This window comes from Paenibacillus sp. E222, from assembly GCF_013401555.1.
Lineage (GTDB): Bacteria > Bacillota > Bacilli > Paenibacillales > Paenibacillaceae > Paenibacillus.
In genome coordinates, this window is sequence record NZ_CP058552.1 from 3,186,073 (window position 1) to 3,201,711 (window position 15,639).

A 15,639-nucleotide genomic window follows, 5' to 3' on the forward strand; every position below is an offset into this window, starting at 1 on the left:
ATAGGAGGAGAGCGATGCAGAGCTTGATACCACTACCGAAGCAGATTGCAGCGAGCGAAGGAGAACCCTTGCGGCTGAATGGTGAGGAAAGATGGAGTCTTTTGATGGAACAGGATGATCCCAGATTGGAAATTCATTGCCGCCGTGCATTTCCTGGGATGGAATATACTTGCTCCAGAATAGAAAAAGGTTATTTATTAGTAATCGAACGTCCCTCAGAGCAGGAAACGAAGCAGGTAGTCGATGGGGTGCAACAAGCCCTTGCGGTTTATGACGCGAAAGAAATCCATGAAACCCAAGAAGCGAAAGAAACGCAAGAAACGCAAGAAGCGCAAGAAGCGCAAGAAGCGCAAGAAGCGCAAGAAACCGAAGAAATCCAAGAAGTACAGATAGTTTATGGAGCTCTTGAAGTTATGGGCGTACAACAGAAGGGCCTGGTCATCTCTGATGTTAGCTCCATCCCCGGAGAAGATGAGACAGAACCCGTGGGGCTTGCCGGACGTCCACAAGGGTATAAGCTGGAGGTGTCCGCCGGAAGGGCTGAAGTCTACGCACTGGATGCGGCGGGTCTATTTTATGGATTGCAGACTTTGGTACAGCTGCTTGGACCGGATGATGTCATCCCGGCGGTGTCCATCACCGACTGGCCGGATACATCTTTGCGGGCAATGAACTTTGACTTGCGTCAGACGTTCTCGAAGCCGCAACTGTTGACAGCGTATTTGGCTGAATTTGCCCGTTATAAGACGAACGCGATTTTGATTGAATACGAGGATAAGTTCCCGTTTCAGTCACATCCCGAGTTCGCACATCCACAGCATGCGTTAAGTCGTTCACAGCTGGAAGAACTGAAGCGGAGCGCCCACGAGAACTTTATAGAGATCATTCCCCTCCAGCAGAGCTTCGGACATCTGGAATATGTATTACGCCACGAAGGTTGGCGGCATCTACGCGAGACAGAGCAGTCCACCGGAGAGATCTGCCCTTCGCATCCGGAAACCTTTGGGCTGATAACCACTTTACTCGAGGAGATGATCGACGCCCACCCGGATTCGCGTTATATTCACCTTGGGTGTGACGAGGTCTACAGCCTATGCGAGTGCGAACGCTGCAAAACTGAGTTTGGAGGCGTGCGGGAACGAGCTTTTATCGCCTTTTTGAACCGTCTGATTGCATTTACGGCAGACCGGGGGAACAGCCGATTTTCTGGCATGACATGCTGGATAAATGCCCGCCAGAGGAACTGGCTAAGCTGGATCAGCGAAGTGTCGCCATGATCTGGATCTACAACGGGCGCAATATCGAAGCGGAGGTTACTTCGCATGCCAATAAATTCAGGGCGCTCGGCATTGAAGTGATGGGAGCGCCAGCAGTCCGCAGCTTTGATTGGGCTGAGCATCAGAATTATCCAGTACTGCCGAACCGGACGGACAACTTGCTCCAGTGGGCAGAGACAGCCGACAAGTTGAAGCTTGGCTGCGTGGTTGCTACCAACTGGACGGGGCCTTTCAGCCTCGGTGTTCCGTATGGTATTTTTGAAACCACTTGGTATCCCATGCTGCTGCACGCGGATTTGGCCTGGAACCGCAAAGCGAATACCTCCACCTTCATCGACCGGTTTCTGGAACGGTTTCATGGCATCAATCCTGTTACCGGACACAACCTTCTCGGCAATTACAGGGTAGAGGATTATTATGATGTGATCTGGAAGCTGATGGACGAAGTGCGCGAGCATAAGGAAGAAGCGGAACTGATCGCGATTATGCATGATTTTGAGGTGGCGACAGATCGTTCGAGGGCGATCCATAAGTACGCTTACCGCTGGGAGCTGTATCCCGGAGACGATGCGGAGTGGCGCTCACTCCAAAACAACTATACGAGAAACCGCCGCGGGCGTGAGGGTGTCCTGCCTCGGATGAAGGCTGCGCTGGAGCGTTACCAGCCCTCTGATATGGCGGAGCATTTTGTGAAATCCAGGTTCTATCTGCATGATTATCTCGAGCGTACGCTTTATCAAGAGCTGGGTCTGAACGCAATCCATCCACCAGTTGATCTGACGGCAATGAGCCTGGAAGACAAAATTGCCCTGATGTGCGTAGTAGGCACACCATCGACTCGAGCCGAGCCGGAGTTTCGCGGCAGAATGGCACAGCACCGATTCGGGGGCATCGGCATCTTTCCCCATAATATTGAGAGCGAGCAGCAGACACATGCGCTGCTTGCAGAAGTGAAGAACATAGCCGAAGGTAACGGAAGCCCTATGCCTTATTATGTTTCGGTAGATGAAGAGGGCGGCACCTTGTCCAAGTTTAAGTCCTTTTTTCCCTATATCCCTGGCAACCGGGCAGTCGGGTTAAGTGAAGATCCGGAAGCCGCTCGTTTGCTCGGTAAAATCATTGGCAGTGAGCTGCACGCCCTTGGCATCCCCATGAACTGGGCACCTGTGCTGGATGTGAACACGAATATAGACAATCCGGTTGTGGGTGTTCGCTCCTTTGGAGAGGACCCGCAGCTGGTGGCCCAATTCGGCGTAGCCTATATCCAGGGGATGCATGAAGCGGGTGTGGCCGTGACAGCAAAGCATTTTCCCGGGCATGGGCAAGTGAGCGGAGATTCGCATATTGTTCTGCCTGAATGTGAGCTGACGATTGAACAGTTGATGGGGGGGCCGTTGCTTCCCTTTGTTGAGGCAATTCAAGCTGGTGCGGATTCAATCATGATGGGGCATCTGGTGTTTCCCAACATTCCGGAATCCGGCGGACTTCCAGCCTCACTCAGTCCTTTTTTTGCCACGGAACTGCTGCGGAAACGGTTGGGCTATACGGGGGTGATCTGCACCGATGATATTGAAATGGGGGCCATTCGCAAAAACTTCAGCCCGGAAGACGTGGGTGTGCTGGCTGTTCAGGCGGGGAACGATATGATCCTGATGTGCCATACGCCGGAGTTTCAGAGCCGGGTCATCGCGGGTATTCTGGCCGCTGTAAGGGATGGGCGAATCAATGAGGAGCAAATCGACGAATCGGTTCTTCGTATTCGGCAGCTGTATGACCAATTCCGGCAGTACCAAGCGGCTGCAGAGCCGATTCCCAGAGAGCAGTGGGGAGAGGCGGCCCTGATGCTGGCTCGTATGACCGTGAAAGTTAGCCGAGACCCGCAGGGCCTGATGCCACTCAAGGCTTCCATGAAATATTTGCTGATACTGCCGTTGCAGGAGCAGTTGACTCAGGCAGATAATAGTGGTTCTGCGGAGATCCGGTTAGCCTTCCTATTGAAGGATGAAGGCTTGGCTGTGGAAACATGCTACTGTGCAATGAAGCCGGATGCCGAGCAGATAAAATCTCTGGTATTGCAAGCTTCTGATGCGGATGTCGTTATCCAGGGCACCTTTAATGCCCATCTATTCACAGGTCAACTGGAACTGGCGATGGCCTTGGCTGCGGTTAAGCCACTGCTAAATCTGGTGCTGCGCAATCCCTATGATGATGCCGCACTGCCGCAGACAGCCGGATGCATTCTGCTGTGTTCAACCTCCGATTACTCACTGAGGGCACTGGTGGAGTGCATGACAGACTCGAAGTGATTTGTCAGTGATGAGCTGTTCAACAGGGCAATGAAATTATCCAAAAGCTCAAAAGCTCAAAAGCTCAAAAGCTCGTATGCATTTGCCAACCTTCATTCTTACAAGTGATCTAGCTTGAAAGTCAAAGATAAAAGATAGAGCATGAAAAACCGAAAAGCCTGCTACTTTGCGGGCTTTTGTCAATCTTAAGTTTGATGCTCTTCCCTATGAATAGATTTTCATCATTTCTCCGAATTCTAGCGTCTTCTTTTCAAAAAAAGTTTTATACATCCTCACCTATAGCAATCGTTTATAGCTGTCTTATGACAAGAGGCTTTCTCGACATCATCCATGCTGCAATCAGCAAGGCGAGCGCCACCAATATTCCGGATTCTCCAGTCCATAGCAGAACGTTCTTGCCACTGGAAGAGATATCGAAGGCATCCTGGATCACGGCATTCCAACAGGCATGGAGGAGAATCGCAGGCCATATGCTGCCCGTTGTTAAGCGCAAGCGGCTGATCAGATAACTGAAAGAGGTCACTGAAATCATAAACAGGATAACCGATAAGGCCGGATACGGACCGGAATAATAATTTGCAAAAAGCATTACGGGAAGGTGCCAGACCCCCCAAATAATTCCGCTCGTCAGCACGGGTCTGGGTATACGGGCGTCGATTAGTCGAGTGAGCATATAGCCTCTCCATCCGAGCTCCTCTCCTGAACTGCTGATTATACCGATTGCAGTACCCGCAATCATTTGAAAAAGTATCGTTCCTGCAAGGATAACACCAGATGGACCCTCAATGAATGAGTCTGGTGTAACATACTGAACAAGTCCCGTAACCCATGCGATTCCATAAGCAAATAAACCAATGACGACTGGAAAAAGCAAGATGAAAGGCAACGACTTCAGTGTCTGCTTCCCACCAATCCGCAGGGAAATATCCGAGATGCCTTCACGCAGCACGATACGGGCGAAGATGGAGGACAAGCCAGGTGTCCACATGAGAAGCAGGCCGAAAATAGGTGCTTTCGTAATCAGTACATAACTGAGGATGGAGAGCGGGATGAGCATGGCAAAGAAAACGAGCAGTCCTCGCCTGGCTTTTTGAATAAGAACCTTTTCCTCCTCTGAATTCAAGCTGGGCATGGTGCTAAAATTTGTGCTCATTGTGATAGCTCCTTTAATCAAAATATGTATGTCGCTTTGCAGTATAACAGTGGATCTATCCTGATCAGAACAAACTCAAGCCCAGTCTTTGTCCAAGACCCTAGCCCAGGGAGGAAAGGACTAAAGTATAGTGACGTTTTTTTAAAATGAAGTGAATTTAAGCCATTTTAAAGCCCTTTTTATAAAATGTTAACTTCCTTAGCAGCACAAAGAGCACGTTTCAAACGCGCTCTTTATGTTTGTTCTTCTCTGGTTGTCACGGAAATTCTTTTTAATTCTGTTGGAATTTCGATTAAGCGTTTATATCCGTAATTGCCGGCATATTAATTTCTTTTACACAGGCTGCATTGGACAGGCTGACGATGCATTTTACGATAGAAACCATATCCTGAAGAGGGATGCGTGTACCATTATATTCGGAAAGAGCGCGGTCAATGCCATCTTTATATGGAACTTCGGCTGCGAGTTCTCCCGGGTTGATACACGTAACCGCAATCCGGTCTTTTCTTGTATGTTCTCTCAAGGCTTCTGTAACTCCACGAATGGCAAATTTGGAGGCGACAAAAGAAACTTGAGTACTGTTCGCATTGTTCAGACCTGCAGTCGAGCCAATAAGAATGATTTTTCCAGCTGTTGATTGCCTGAGGTGGGGTAATAATGCCTGAATACAAACAATAGCGGATGTTACATTCACATGAATCAGATTACTGATCTCGGCGGGGGTGTCCTTATCGAACGTATAGTGGTCCTCGAACCCCTCTTTTTCCCAAATGCCCACATTGTAAATGAGAACATCTAAAGTCTCGTTCTGAAGCGCATCGCAGATCTGTTCGGATGCATGGAGATCAGACAGATCTGCCTGTATCCATATGCGTTCCACGCCATCCTCCAGCTTCAAGTTATCAGGTTTTGTGCGAGATACAATCCAGACTTTATCACCTTGCTCAGGTACACCCCTGACAAATGCATCTCCTAACCCTTTGCTGGCACCAAATACAAGATAGTTTTTCAATTTAATTGCTCCTTCTTCTCAAAGTGTCAGCCTATAGGTACGAGCTCAAAAAGTAGGCTCTTTATTTTTCCAATAGTATAATGTCTTCTCCTTGTTGTTGCCTTAATGCGATATTTTCCCGCCCCCATGTGCACATCACATCCACGATCTTGTTGGCAGTTACTCCATACTCTGTAAGGCTGTATTCGACTTTGGGCGGCATCTGTTGGTAAACATGTCTTCTGACAAGGCCATCGCTCTCAAGCTCGCGTAATTGCTGGATCAGGACCTTTTGCGAGATACCGTCTATACTGCGCTGCAACTCCCCTGTCCTTTTCACACCGGACATTAATAAACATATGATTAGCGCTTTCCATTTGCCGCCAATAATTTCGAGTGTCGCTTCGATTCCCAGGTTATATTGCTTCATGACATATCACCTCGTTTATGTTACATCTTGCGGATGTGGTATAACTAGTTATTTTCTCACAATAAGGCTGATGAAGTCCATACACACTTTGAAGTAACCATCTTACTTTCGGGTGTGTATTTTCTTTTTTTCAGCCTTATATGATAATGGCCATATTCAAAAAAAGCCTATAGCTGAACCTTATAAATTGAACAGAACATTTACACGAGAACGGAGAGGACAGAAATAACCTGAAGAAGCGGAGCGTTCGCCTTTATCCCCGGATTTTCCCCTTTTGAAAAGGGAATCAAAAAATCTGGGGATAACAGCGATCGGAAGGTTGTTCTGTCATCGGAGTGGCAAGTGTCAAAATTCTTTAGTTCAATTTATATAGAAAGGAATGTTAATCATGAAAACACTCGTCATTCTGGCGCATCCCAATATAGAGGTTTCAAGAGTAAATCAACGCTGGAAAAAGGAGCTGTTGCAACACTCTGATATTACAATTCATGAGATTTATAAAACCTATCCTGATTGGAACATCGATGTATCCAGAGAACAAAAGTTACTCGAAGCATATGATCATATTATTTTGCAGTTTCCGTTATATTGGTACAGCTATCCACCTTTGTTGAAAAAGTGGTTAGATGATGTGTTTACTTACGGATGGGCGTATGGATCCACAGGTAACAAGCTGCATGGGAAAAAGATGGGTTTGGCCATGTCTATTGGCGATAAGAAGGAAAATTACACGCAGGGTGGCTCCGTGTCCTTTACTGTAGATGAGGTGGTTACGCCTTTTAAAGCCAGCATAAATCATGTTGGCGCCGCAGCGTTACCGTATTTTGCAGTCTTTGGTGCCTCATTTCAAGCTACCGATGAAGAAATTAACCAAAGCGCACAAGATTATATCCGTTATATCTATGAGTATCAGAACGAAGTGGGGAATCTATCGATTTAAACAGAGCGATGCAGTCGTTAAAATAAGTTATAATTCAGAACGGTGCAAACGGGAGCAAAAAAACGTGTGTCAGATGGATTAAACCTAAATAACTATGAAAAGGGCTGTCTCAAAAGTCATGAGCATGACTTTTGGGACAGCCCTTTTGACACGAAAATACCAGACTACACAAGGCTGGTTTGTTGTATAAAGCTATATTAAATCATCTTTTTGTTCCCGATTGTTGGAAAAGGTTCTTTTGAGTTCTTGTAATAAATAAATGAAATGGTCTCCCACTCATCCCTCATCATATTCATGTTACCCCTTTGTTTAAACGCAAGATTACAAAGTTCATATATTGTTTCTTGCCTTAATCTTATATGTCCTATGAATAATGGTGAATTGACGCCTGTCTTTTGTCCACACCGCTGCTTTAATGTTTGAATATTACTATTCATGTGAGCTTAAGAGAGTAAGAGGTTCATAAAAAGGTGGGATGGGGAAGATGGCTATTTTATCAACTGGGCCGATTGAAAACAATCCGGTTTCTGGTGTTAGACCGACACAACAGGTAACGATTAGATTGGTAAGTCGAACTGCTGTAGACTCTGTAACAGTATCCGTTCAGGGGTATGTGCTGAGCACAACAAGAACGCTGTATGTGAGTGAAATGATCAGTATTGCACCTAACGAAGCACTGACCAGAAATTATTTTGCAGACTTAGATGCTTTTGAATTTGTTTTTGAAACCAGTACAGAAGGTGCGGAAGAAGTAGGAATCTCAGTATGGGGCAAACAAGCGTCGGGACAATTGGTAGATGCACACCGGGTGGTGGAGCACGAAAAAACAGTTCAAAACATCTAGCAGATAAAATTTACTCAAAAGAAAGGGGAGAGTAACGATGAGCTTTTTATCAACAGGGCCGATTGAAAATAATCCTGTTAGTGGTGTAAGACCGACTCAGTCAGTTACGATCAAATTAGATAACCGCAGTGATGTGGCTACCTCAACCATACAAATACAAGGGTATTACATGAGTGGTGGAATGAGAGTTCTGTATATCAGTGAGACTTTTGACCTTGCACCCAATCAGGTAATAACCAACAACTACTTTGCCAATCTGGATGCCTTCGAGTTTACTTTTACAACAACAGCGACGATTAATGATCCTATTCAAGTATCAGTTTGGGGTAAGAGCAGCACAGGCTCTTTGGTAACAGCCCATCGTTTGGTTTCTTCCGAATTGCTAGGCGAAATCCCAAGCATTACTGGGGCCACAGGAGCAACGGGAGCAACAGGCACCGCAGGTACAACTGGAGCAACGGGAGCAACAGGTACAGCAGGTACAACCGGAGCAACAGGAGCGACAGGTACAGCAGGTGTAACCGGGGTAACGGGAGCAACAGGTACAGCAGGTACGACTGGAGTAACGGGAGCAACAGGCACCGCAGGTACAACCGGAGTAACGGGAGCAACAGGCACCGCAGGTACGACCGGAGCAACGGGAGCGACAGGTACAGCAGGTGTAACCGGGGTAACGGGAGCAACAGGCACCGCAGGTACGACCGGGGTAACAGGAGCAACGGGTACAGCAGGTACAACTGGTGTAACGGGAGCGACAGGTACAGCAGGTGTAACCGGGGTAACGGGAGCAACAGGCACCGCAGGTACGACCGGGGTAACAGGAGCAACGGGTACAGCAGGTACAACCGGAGTAACGGGAACAACAGGCACCGCAGGTACGACCGGAGCAACGGGAGCGACAGGCACCGCAGGTGTAACCGGGGCTACTGGTGCGACAGGTTCTGGAGCAATTATTCCTTATGCATCAGGACTTCCGGTTGCGTTGACTACGGTATTGGGCGGCCTTCTGAATACCTCCAGTTTAGTTGGTTTTGGCAACAGTGCTACAGGGGTAAGTGTTAATGGAGGAATTATTGATCTCACAGGCGCTGCTGGAACGTTGCTTAACTTTGCTTTCTCCGCATCGCGTACAGGAACGATTACTTCACTGGCTGCATATTTCAGCACGACAGCCGGACTGAGCTTGGTTGGATCTACAGTAACCATAACTGCACAATTATTCCGCTCCACTACACCGAATAACTCCTTTACAGCTGTACCTGGTGCATTGGTCACTTTGGCTCCCCCACTCACCGGAATTCTGGCACTGGGCACAATATCCAGCGGATTGACTACAGGACTGAGCATTCCGGTAGCCGCAGGTGACCGCCTGCTTATGGTCTTCTCGGCATCTGTAACAGCCGGAGTTGATGTGGCTACAACCATAGCCGGATATGCAAGCGGCGGTCTGACCATCACTTAACGGAAAATTATATATCAAGTTGTTAAACAGGGACCTTTATCATGTTGATGAGAGGTCCCTGTTTATATGTGATTACACCGGTAAAAGGATAGCTACACATGTTACCATAGATTAGTATGACCGCTTTTAGGACAGGTTGGTAACAGTCTGGCACTCTTAACCTATCCAAAAGGAGACGTATATAAAATTGGGTTGGGTGGGAGAACGAATAAGTCTGATGAGCGCCGTGTTCATAGTCTTCCAAAGGTTACGATCAATGCCAGAACCATAAAAAAGAGATTCACGCCAAGCTCCCGATACTCACTGCGCCGAATATGAAACAGCATCCCAAGAAACGTGACCGCTGCCAGAGCCATTGCGGCGATCGGCGTAAGCAGCGGAGCTATGTTCAGCGCCCACGGCAAAACGAGGCCCAACGCTCCGAGCAGCTCCGCAATTCCGATCAGAACAACCAGACTTTTTGGCACATCATCGACCCAGGCCCACATCTTTTTTGATGACTCGATACGAATGGTTTTCATCCATCCCGAATATACAAAGCCTGCCGCCAATATGATTTGTATGATCCATAACGTTATATCCATCGTTTCTTTTCCCCTCACTTGTTCAATTTTGATGTCTGCCTCTATACTAAAGTGAGAAAGTCCAATCAGGAAGTAGGCACTTAAACCTAACCAGGTAACCAAAAGTAAACCCTCGTATGACTAGAAAGTGAGGAATGCAAATGACGGTGTATTGCAAATTTGGAACGGCGCTGGATATCCTTACGGGCAAATGGAAATCTTTAATTCTTCTTCGCCTGCTAAGCAATAGCACAATGCGGTTCAGCGAATTACAAAAAGCCATTCCCGATATTTCGAAAAAGATGTTAGCCCAGCAGTTGAAAGAACTGGAGTATCATGATATTGTGCATCGCGAAGTGTATGCGCAGGTTCCTCCAAAGGTTGAATACTCGATTACGGAGTACGGACAGCTTATGAAACCTGTGCTTCAGACAATGAGCGACTGGGGAGCAGGGCATGTGCAGCATATGGAGAAGCTGCACGGCGAAGCAGGGCCAAACCCTTCCGAACTTCGGAAAATCGATTCCTTGGGGTAAACATTCGGGTATGAAGCGCATGGCAAAAAAAAGCCCGTAAAGATCACGGGCTTTTCCTTTTATACATATGCAAATAAACAAAAACAAACGCTTAATCTTCTCGTCCCTTCTGTTAGCTACCGGATTGTTGACTTGCTGATCCAGTTATTTCAGCTTTTTTGCACCTCTGCATGTTTGCAGTCATCAGCAGTTGGCACTTCCAGACTAACCATTCACCATTCATCTACCTGTGAATCTCGCCAGCAGATTTGGCACCTTGATTCTCAAGCCACGGGATCAGTTCAACCCATCTATGTCGTTTGGCTGTGTCCAGTGGAGTCATTCCAACCCAGGTGGCTATCCAGTTCAGTTCGGCGCCTCGGTTAAGCAGGTATTCGGCTGTTTCTCTGCGACCTCCATGGCAAGCACACCAGAAGGCAACGGTTACTGCATCGGGAGGAGAAGGGGAGGTGCTTGTTCCCCAAGGATAACGTTCTGGGAGTTGGACGCCTTTAAAATGTTCTTGCAGGGCGTGAATATTTCCAAGGGCGGCTGCATGCCAAAGGGCAAAGGTCGCACCGCGCTTAACCAAGCGCCGAGCTGCATCCCATTGTGCGAAAGCAATAGCATCGTCCAGCGGTGTGCCTCCGGCGATGACTGCGCCAGGGGCTTCAATGTCTGCGCCAGCATCAAGAAGGGCATCGAGTACTTGGACGTCATTGGAGCTTGCAGCCCAGTGCAAAGGTGTCTCGATGTTTGGACCGACAAAAGGAGCGTTCACTTCCGCACCGAACCTGGTCAGTACTCGCACGGTATCCGCTCCATTAGGGAAGTGCCCCGGCCAATCCGTTACCACGTGCAGCAGCGTTCGAGAGATTCTGGAATCTGAATCTACGTTGTCAGGCTTTCTCTCCAATATTTTTACTTTTGCCAATCCCGGATTCTGTGTCAACAGTTGCTTTAATGATGGAATATCTCCAGTGTGAATGGCTTGAATAACGCTCATTGCAAGTCTTTCGTCTTCGTAAATAAATTCCATGCTCCAATCTCCTTCCAGGCTTATATCCATATTCATGTTTATTGGTCAAGCATCTGAACTGCGCATCTGGTATGATACTCCGCGAGACCTCTAGCAAATTGCTGATCGGGGAATTGTCTGTGAAGCAGTTTCAATCCTCCTGATATCAGGGACAAATGATGGCAAAATCGATAAAATGTCATCCGCTCAGGGTCGAGATCGTTACTTTTCAAGTGATGATAAAATTTTCCAAATCGAAACTCCAGAAAGCTATGCTCATGTTCGAGATCGAAAAATCCTGCGCCATCAATATCGATAAGGCATGGTTGCATCGCAGAATCTATCCATATATGATCCGGACCTAGCTCCCCATGGATGAAACTATAGAGATCTCTCGGTTGAATGGCTGCTTCCAATTCGTAAAGTTTCTCAAGCAGCCTTTCGTCATTTTTCCTTATATCTGACATGTGCCTGGATGCATAGGATAAGGCTGTTTCGGCATCCAACCGCTTGACTTTGTAGCAAGGCTCAGCCTTTTTTCTGTTATCGTTGGCGTTTCCATAAACGTTTCTTTGGATGTTATGCATGTTGGACAACATATCCCTGATCCGTTGAAACAACGCATCTCGATCTTTGTGATTTTTATGCTGGAAATAGGCTTCGGCTTTCTGTCCATCTACGTACTCAACAAGAGCAAAATCATAAGCGTGCCGGCCTCTATCGTTATTCAGATCATATAAGGTTGGTGTTCGAATTCCATGTTGAGCGAGAAAGCGAGTATTTAAAGAGAAAATTTCGCTGCCATAGGCACTGTGGAACGTGGGCTCATTCAAGATCTCTTCCTGAAAATAGTTGCTGGAAATATCCCAAACGTACAGCATACAAGTAAAACCATTCTTGCAGTCAAGTTTGTAAATTACTTTTTGTGCGCCGCCATGAATTCTTGCGCTCTGCGTTATGTGGTAACCGGAGCCAAATACATTGTACACATAACCCTGTAATTCTTCACGAGTAAGATGGTTGTTGGACATCATTGATATATACTCCGTTTCATCTGTAGTTTGCCGGCCAGCAACCTAAATATATAGAACATTTTTCCAAAAATATAGACTGTTTCTTTTCGATCTGTTAAAGTGTTGATTAAGGTCTGTATATTCATATGTACATCAAAGCAAGGGGCCGGGTACTCATGTTAGTGAGTGACCCGGCCCCTATTTTGCATGCAAATTGACTCTCAATCTACATCGATTAAGACACTTCGATTATGTTGTATTCCCTACTAATCGAACTTAAACCTCTTAAAATGTACAATGGATGAAAAGCACTTCATTTGGAAAGGAGACATCATTCTTTGAACTATTATTTTCTGGAATCTCAATATCCACGTAGAGGGTTTATTAGTGGTGGAACGACCTTCACTCCCCAATTAGATATGAATTATGTGGCGATAGAGAATCCGTTGCCAGAGGGGACAACCGCAGAGGTTGAGCTACTGTCTTCGGTGCGCAACCTGAATGTAGATTATTTCGAGACGATCACAGGAACAAGACACGTATCAGATCGTTTTAAAACGCTGTTGGAGGAAACGAAAACAAACACCCAGTTTATTCCGACAACGGTGTGTTACCACGACGGTCGTTCGGTTGAAAAAACCTATTGGACTGCACATCAGCTTGACCGTTTGGATGTTTTTGATTATGAACGATCGGAATATGGGCGCAAAGCGGTCATTGCTGCATCTGTACGACAGCCTCCACGTAAGATCGTCAAAGTTGTATCTCGCATCTGCCTTCATGAAGAGCAAATTGGCGAGCATGAATTTTTTATGCTGAATTATATCAATATCTTCAAACCCATTGTTTCAAAAGATTTTTACGAAGTATGCCGAAAACATAAGCTGAATCTAAACGTTACAGCAGTCGGAGATGTAAGCCCCTAAAATACATGGATACAATGAAAGCACAAAGAAGAAAGCATCTAACGCGGGCTTCTTTGTGCTTTATTTTTCCCCGGTAGCCACCGGATTCTCCTCATAACTTATCCAGTCGCTCCTGCTGCAGATTGGATTCTGCTAAGCTTTGGCAAGCTAACTTAACTCCCCGATCTGTGTGTCATGCTTTCCTTCAACGTATAATCCAATTGATATAGTCTTGTATCATTTCTTTGCTTCGTGTTCGATTTATCTTATGCGGCTCTAGATACAAATTGAGAGCCATCCCATTCATAAAGGCATACAGTTTTTCTTGTTCCTTCTCTTCATCGGTAGTGCGCAGAAGACCTTCATTTTTCAAGTACATAATGCAGTTCCTGATTGCGTTTTGCAGGTCCTCATAATTGGAATCGAACCCTTTTTGCGTTTTTCCATAGCTTACAAATGCAAACCAAACCTCCATTTCCAATAATGTTTGTTCATCAGTCGGCACTAGCTCGAGCAAGTATTCAACAATTCTTTCTTGAGGCGCCAGTTCTCTTGCATTCAGATTGCTCAGCCGAGTAAGTACCTTTTCTTTAACTAACTCCATTGCAAATGCTAGCAGGCTCTCTTGTTTGGAAAAATAATGTCTTAAAGCGCCTTGTGATAGTCCGGCCTCCTTCGCAATCGTTCTTGACGTTGCATGATGAATGCCTTGCTCACTAATGATTTTCCAAGTAGCTTCAGCAATAATATTCTTCATTTTCTCATGGTCCACGATTTTTGGCATACACACAGAATATCATATTATTTAACTCAACTGAAATAAATAGACGTTGAAGATGGGATGTGCTAGAGTTTATTTAACTCAATTGAATTAAAAAAAGCAAAGGCGACATACCACTCAAAGGAGGGGAATTGGAATGAATCACCAATTCAAAGTAATGTTTCCAGGATGGGGAAAGGCAATCGGCCTATTGTGCATGATCATTATATTTGCTGCTGTATTATGGTTGGTATGGACCGGAAACTTGAATATAAGGTACACAGCCGATCGTGAGGAAGTGATTCCAATATGGCATAGTATATTGCCGGCATTCCTTGGCATTTTTCTAATCCGTATGATTCCTTATGAAAGTCAAAGTCAAGATCCCTCGTCTTACCAACAAATGGAGAAAAAGCACTTGGTCGTTCAATCGATTGTATTATTGCTGTCAGGCGTTTTATTTACGGCTCCTCTTATCATGTTGGACCAGCATGGGTTACATTTCGAGCTATATTATTTGACGTTCAAGTTGACGACACTATTGTTCATCCCGTTGATTTTATTGCTGGTTTATCGCAAAATGACTGGCGGGCAACAAGACATGATCTCGAAAAAGCCTCGCTCTCGCGGACACGTCATTGCACCACTGATCGTTATTGTGGTCTGGTGTTATCTAAAGTTCTATTCCCCAATTGCACAACCAGAAGGAGCAATCGAAGCAACCAATATGACAGAATTACTTCTCTTGGTGTTGATAGGTTTTATGATCAATAGCGTATTGGAGGAAGTTTTTTATCGGGTGTGGCTGCAAACCCGGTTGGAGGCATTGCTTGGAAGATGGCCTGCCATACTACTAGTTTCAATATTATGGTCCATTTGGCATGTCGCCATTCAAGGAAATGGTCAGTGGGATGTTGATGTGGCAACAGTGATTGCAAATCATGGGGTTACGGGTCTGTTTCTTGGTTATCTATGGGCCCGCTATCGTAGAGTATGGGTGATTATCCTGATTCATGGACTCCTAAATGCATCCCCTTATTTTCTGTTGCAGGTCTTGTTTCATTGAGGGGAAAGGATCGGGTTGGATCTGTCTTCCCGTGCAACGATGCCTATATCTCTCCCGTATTCCCGGGTGACGCTCAGGCACTGCAAATACACTGCCCCCAAGCATCAGCTTGCATGGCGGTGTATTGTCTTTGAGATATTGTAGAAAAAATTGTAGACTTGTGCTACGAACTTACTCTTCCCCCGTAGCCACCGGATTTTCCTCATAACTACTCCAGTCGGCTTCAACTTCCGGAATACAACTTCACATTCATATATCCCGCTCTTCCAGCGCATTCACGTGCGTACAAGTGCTTAAGCCTTAACCGAAGTGCAGGAGTATGCCTGTGGCGGGATCAGACACATGAAAGAAATACATCATTTTTCTGCAACTTAATTTCGTATGTTCAAATCTGTA

General features: G+C 46.1%; 15 protein-coding genes. 8 read left to right on the forward strand and 7 right to left on the reverse strand.

The genetic code is table 11. From position 1 onward, the window contains the following. The first annotated feature begins 14 nt into the window (after positions 1–14). Both HW560_RS14190 and nagZ read left to right on the forward strand, forming a co-directional pair. Positions 15–1,277, forward strand: coding sequence for a DUF4838 domain-containing protein (locus HW560_RS14190; protein ID WP_179263592.1), 1,263 nt, complete (start codon positions 15–17; stop codon positions 1,275–1,277). Continuing rightward, a complete protein-coding gene (nagZ, locus tag HW560_RS33825; protein WP_257031912.1) occupies positions 1,217–3,583 on the forward strand; it encodes a beta-N-acetylhexosaminidase in 2,367 nt (788 codons plus the stop codon). The genes HW560_RS14190 and nagZ overlap by 61 nt, the downstream gene beginning before the upstream one ends. A gap of 289 nt (positions 3,584–3,872) precedes the next feature. On the opposite strand, the gene HW560_RS14200 is transcribed toward nagZ, so the two are convergent. The 3 genes from HW560_RS14200 to HW560_RS14210 all read right to left on the reverse strand — a co-directional run bounded on the left by HW560_RS14200 (position 3,873) and on the right by HW560_RS14210 (position 6,157). After that, complete coding sequence (locus HW560_RS14200; RefSeq protein ID WP_090903700.1) at positions 3,873–4,736, reverse strand: type II CAAX endopeptidase family protein; 864 nt, start codon at positions 4,734–4,736, stop codon at positions 3,873–3,875. Positions 4,737–5,028: 292 nt separating this feature from the next. Continuing rightward, entirely contained in the window at positions 5,029–5,748 is a 720-nt protein-coding gene (locus HW560_RS14205; protein WP_090903699.1) for an SDR family NAD(P)-dependent oxidoreductase, read from the reverse strand. Between the two features lie 61 nt (positions 5,749–5,809). Then, complete coding sequence (locus HW560_RS14210; protein ID WP_179263594.1) at positions 5,810–6,157, reverse strand: winged helix-turn-helix transcriptional regulator; 348 nt, start codon at positions 6,155–6,157, stop codon at positions 5,810–5,812. Between the two features lie 388 nt (positions 6,158–6,545). Between HW560_RS14210 and HW560_RS14215 the strand changes: the two genes are divergently transcribed. The 3 genes from HW560_RS14215 to HW560_RS14225 all read left to right on the forward strand — a co-directional run bounded on the left by HW560_RS14215 (position 6,546) and on the right by HW560_RS14225 (position 9,403). Beyond that, entirely contained in the window at positions 6,546–7,097 is a 552-nt protein-coding gene (locus HW560_RS14215) for an NAD(P)H-dependent oxidoreductase (protein ID WP_179263596.1), read from the forward strand. Between the two features lie 484 nt (positions 7,098–7,581). Then, entirely contained in the window at positions 7,582–7,941 is a 360-nt protein-coding gene (locus tag HW560_RS14220) for a hypothetical protein (RefSeq protein ID WP_179263598.1), read from the forward strand. Positions 7,942–7,978: 37 nt separating this feature from the next. Beyond that, entirely contained in the window at positions 7,979–9,403 is a 1,425-nt protein-coding gene (locus tag HW560_RS14225; RefSeq protein WP_179263600.1) for an exosporium glycoprotein BclB-related protein, read from the forward strand. A gap of 230 nt (positions 9,404–9,633) precedes the next feature. On the opposite strand, the gene HW560_RS14230 is transcribed toward HW560_RS14225, so the two are convergent. Then, complete coding sequence (locus tag HW560_RS14230) at positions 9,634–10,089, reverse strand: DoxX family protein (protein WP_256222317.1); 456 nt, start codon at positions 10,087–10,089, stop codon at positions 9,634–9,636. Positions 10,090–10,127: 38 nt separating this feature from the next. On the opposite strand from HW560_RS14230, the gene HW560_RS14235 reads away from it, so the two are divergent. Beyond that, a complete protein-coding gene (locus tag HW560_RS14235; protein ID WP_090903692.1) occupies positions 10,128–10,502 on the forward strand; it encodes a winged helix-turn-helix transcriptional regulator in 375 nt (124 codons plus the stop codon). A gap of 223 nt (positions 10,503–10,725) precedes the next feature. On the opposite strand, the gene HW560_RS14240 is transcribed toward HW560_RS14235, so the two are convergent. After that, a complete protein-coding gene (locus HW560_RS14240; protein ID WP_179263602.1) occupies positions 10,726–11,520 on the reverse strand; it encodes an ankyrin repeat domain-containing protein in 795 nt (264 codons plus the stop codon). A gap of 38 nt (positions 11,521–11,558) precedes the next feature. Beyond that, positions 11,559–12,533, reverse strand: coding sequence for a phosphotransferase (locus HW560_RS14245; protein WP_179263604.1), 975 nt, complete (start codon positions 12,531–12,533; stop codon positions 11,559–11,561). 317 nt (positions 12,534–12,850) lie between these two features. Here HW560_RS14245 and HW560_RS14250 point away from each other — a divergent pair, with 317 nt between their 5' ends. Next, positions 12,851–13,438 (forward strand): imm11 family protein, encoded by a 588-nt coding sequence (locus HW560_RS14250; RefSeq protein WP_179263607.1) that lies wholly within the window; start codon positions 12,851–12,853, stop codon positions 13,436–13,438. A gap of 184 nt (positions 13,439–13,622) precedes the next feature. Here HW560_RS14250 and HW560_RS14255 read toward each other — a convergent pair whose 3' ends face one another. Next, positions 13,623–14,201 (reverse strand): TetR/AcrR family transcriptional regulator, encoded by a 579-nt coding sequence (locus tag HW560_RS14255; protein WP_179263609.1) that lies wholly within the window; start codon positions 14,199–14,201, stop codon positions 13,623–13,625. Positions 14,202–14,334: 133 nt separating this feature from the next. Here HW560_RS14255 and HW560_RS14260 point away from each other — a divergent pair, with 133 nt between their 5' ends. Further along, positions 14,335–15,243 carry a CPBP family intramembrane glutamic endopeptidase gene (locus HW560_RS14260; protein WP_179263611.1) on the forward strand — a complete coding sequence of 303 codons (909 nt, stop codon included), beginning with the start codon at positions 14,335–14,337 and terminating at the stop codon, positions 15,241–15,243. Positions 15,244–15,639: the final 396 nt, after the last annotated feature.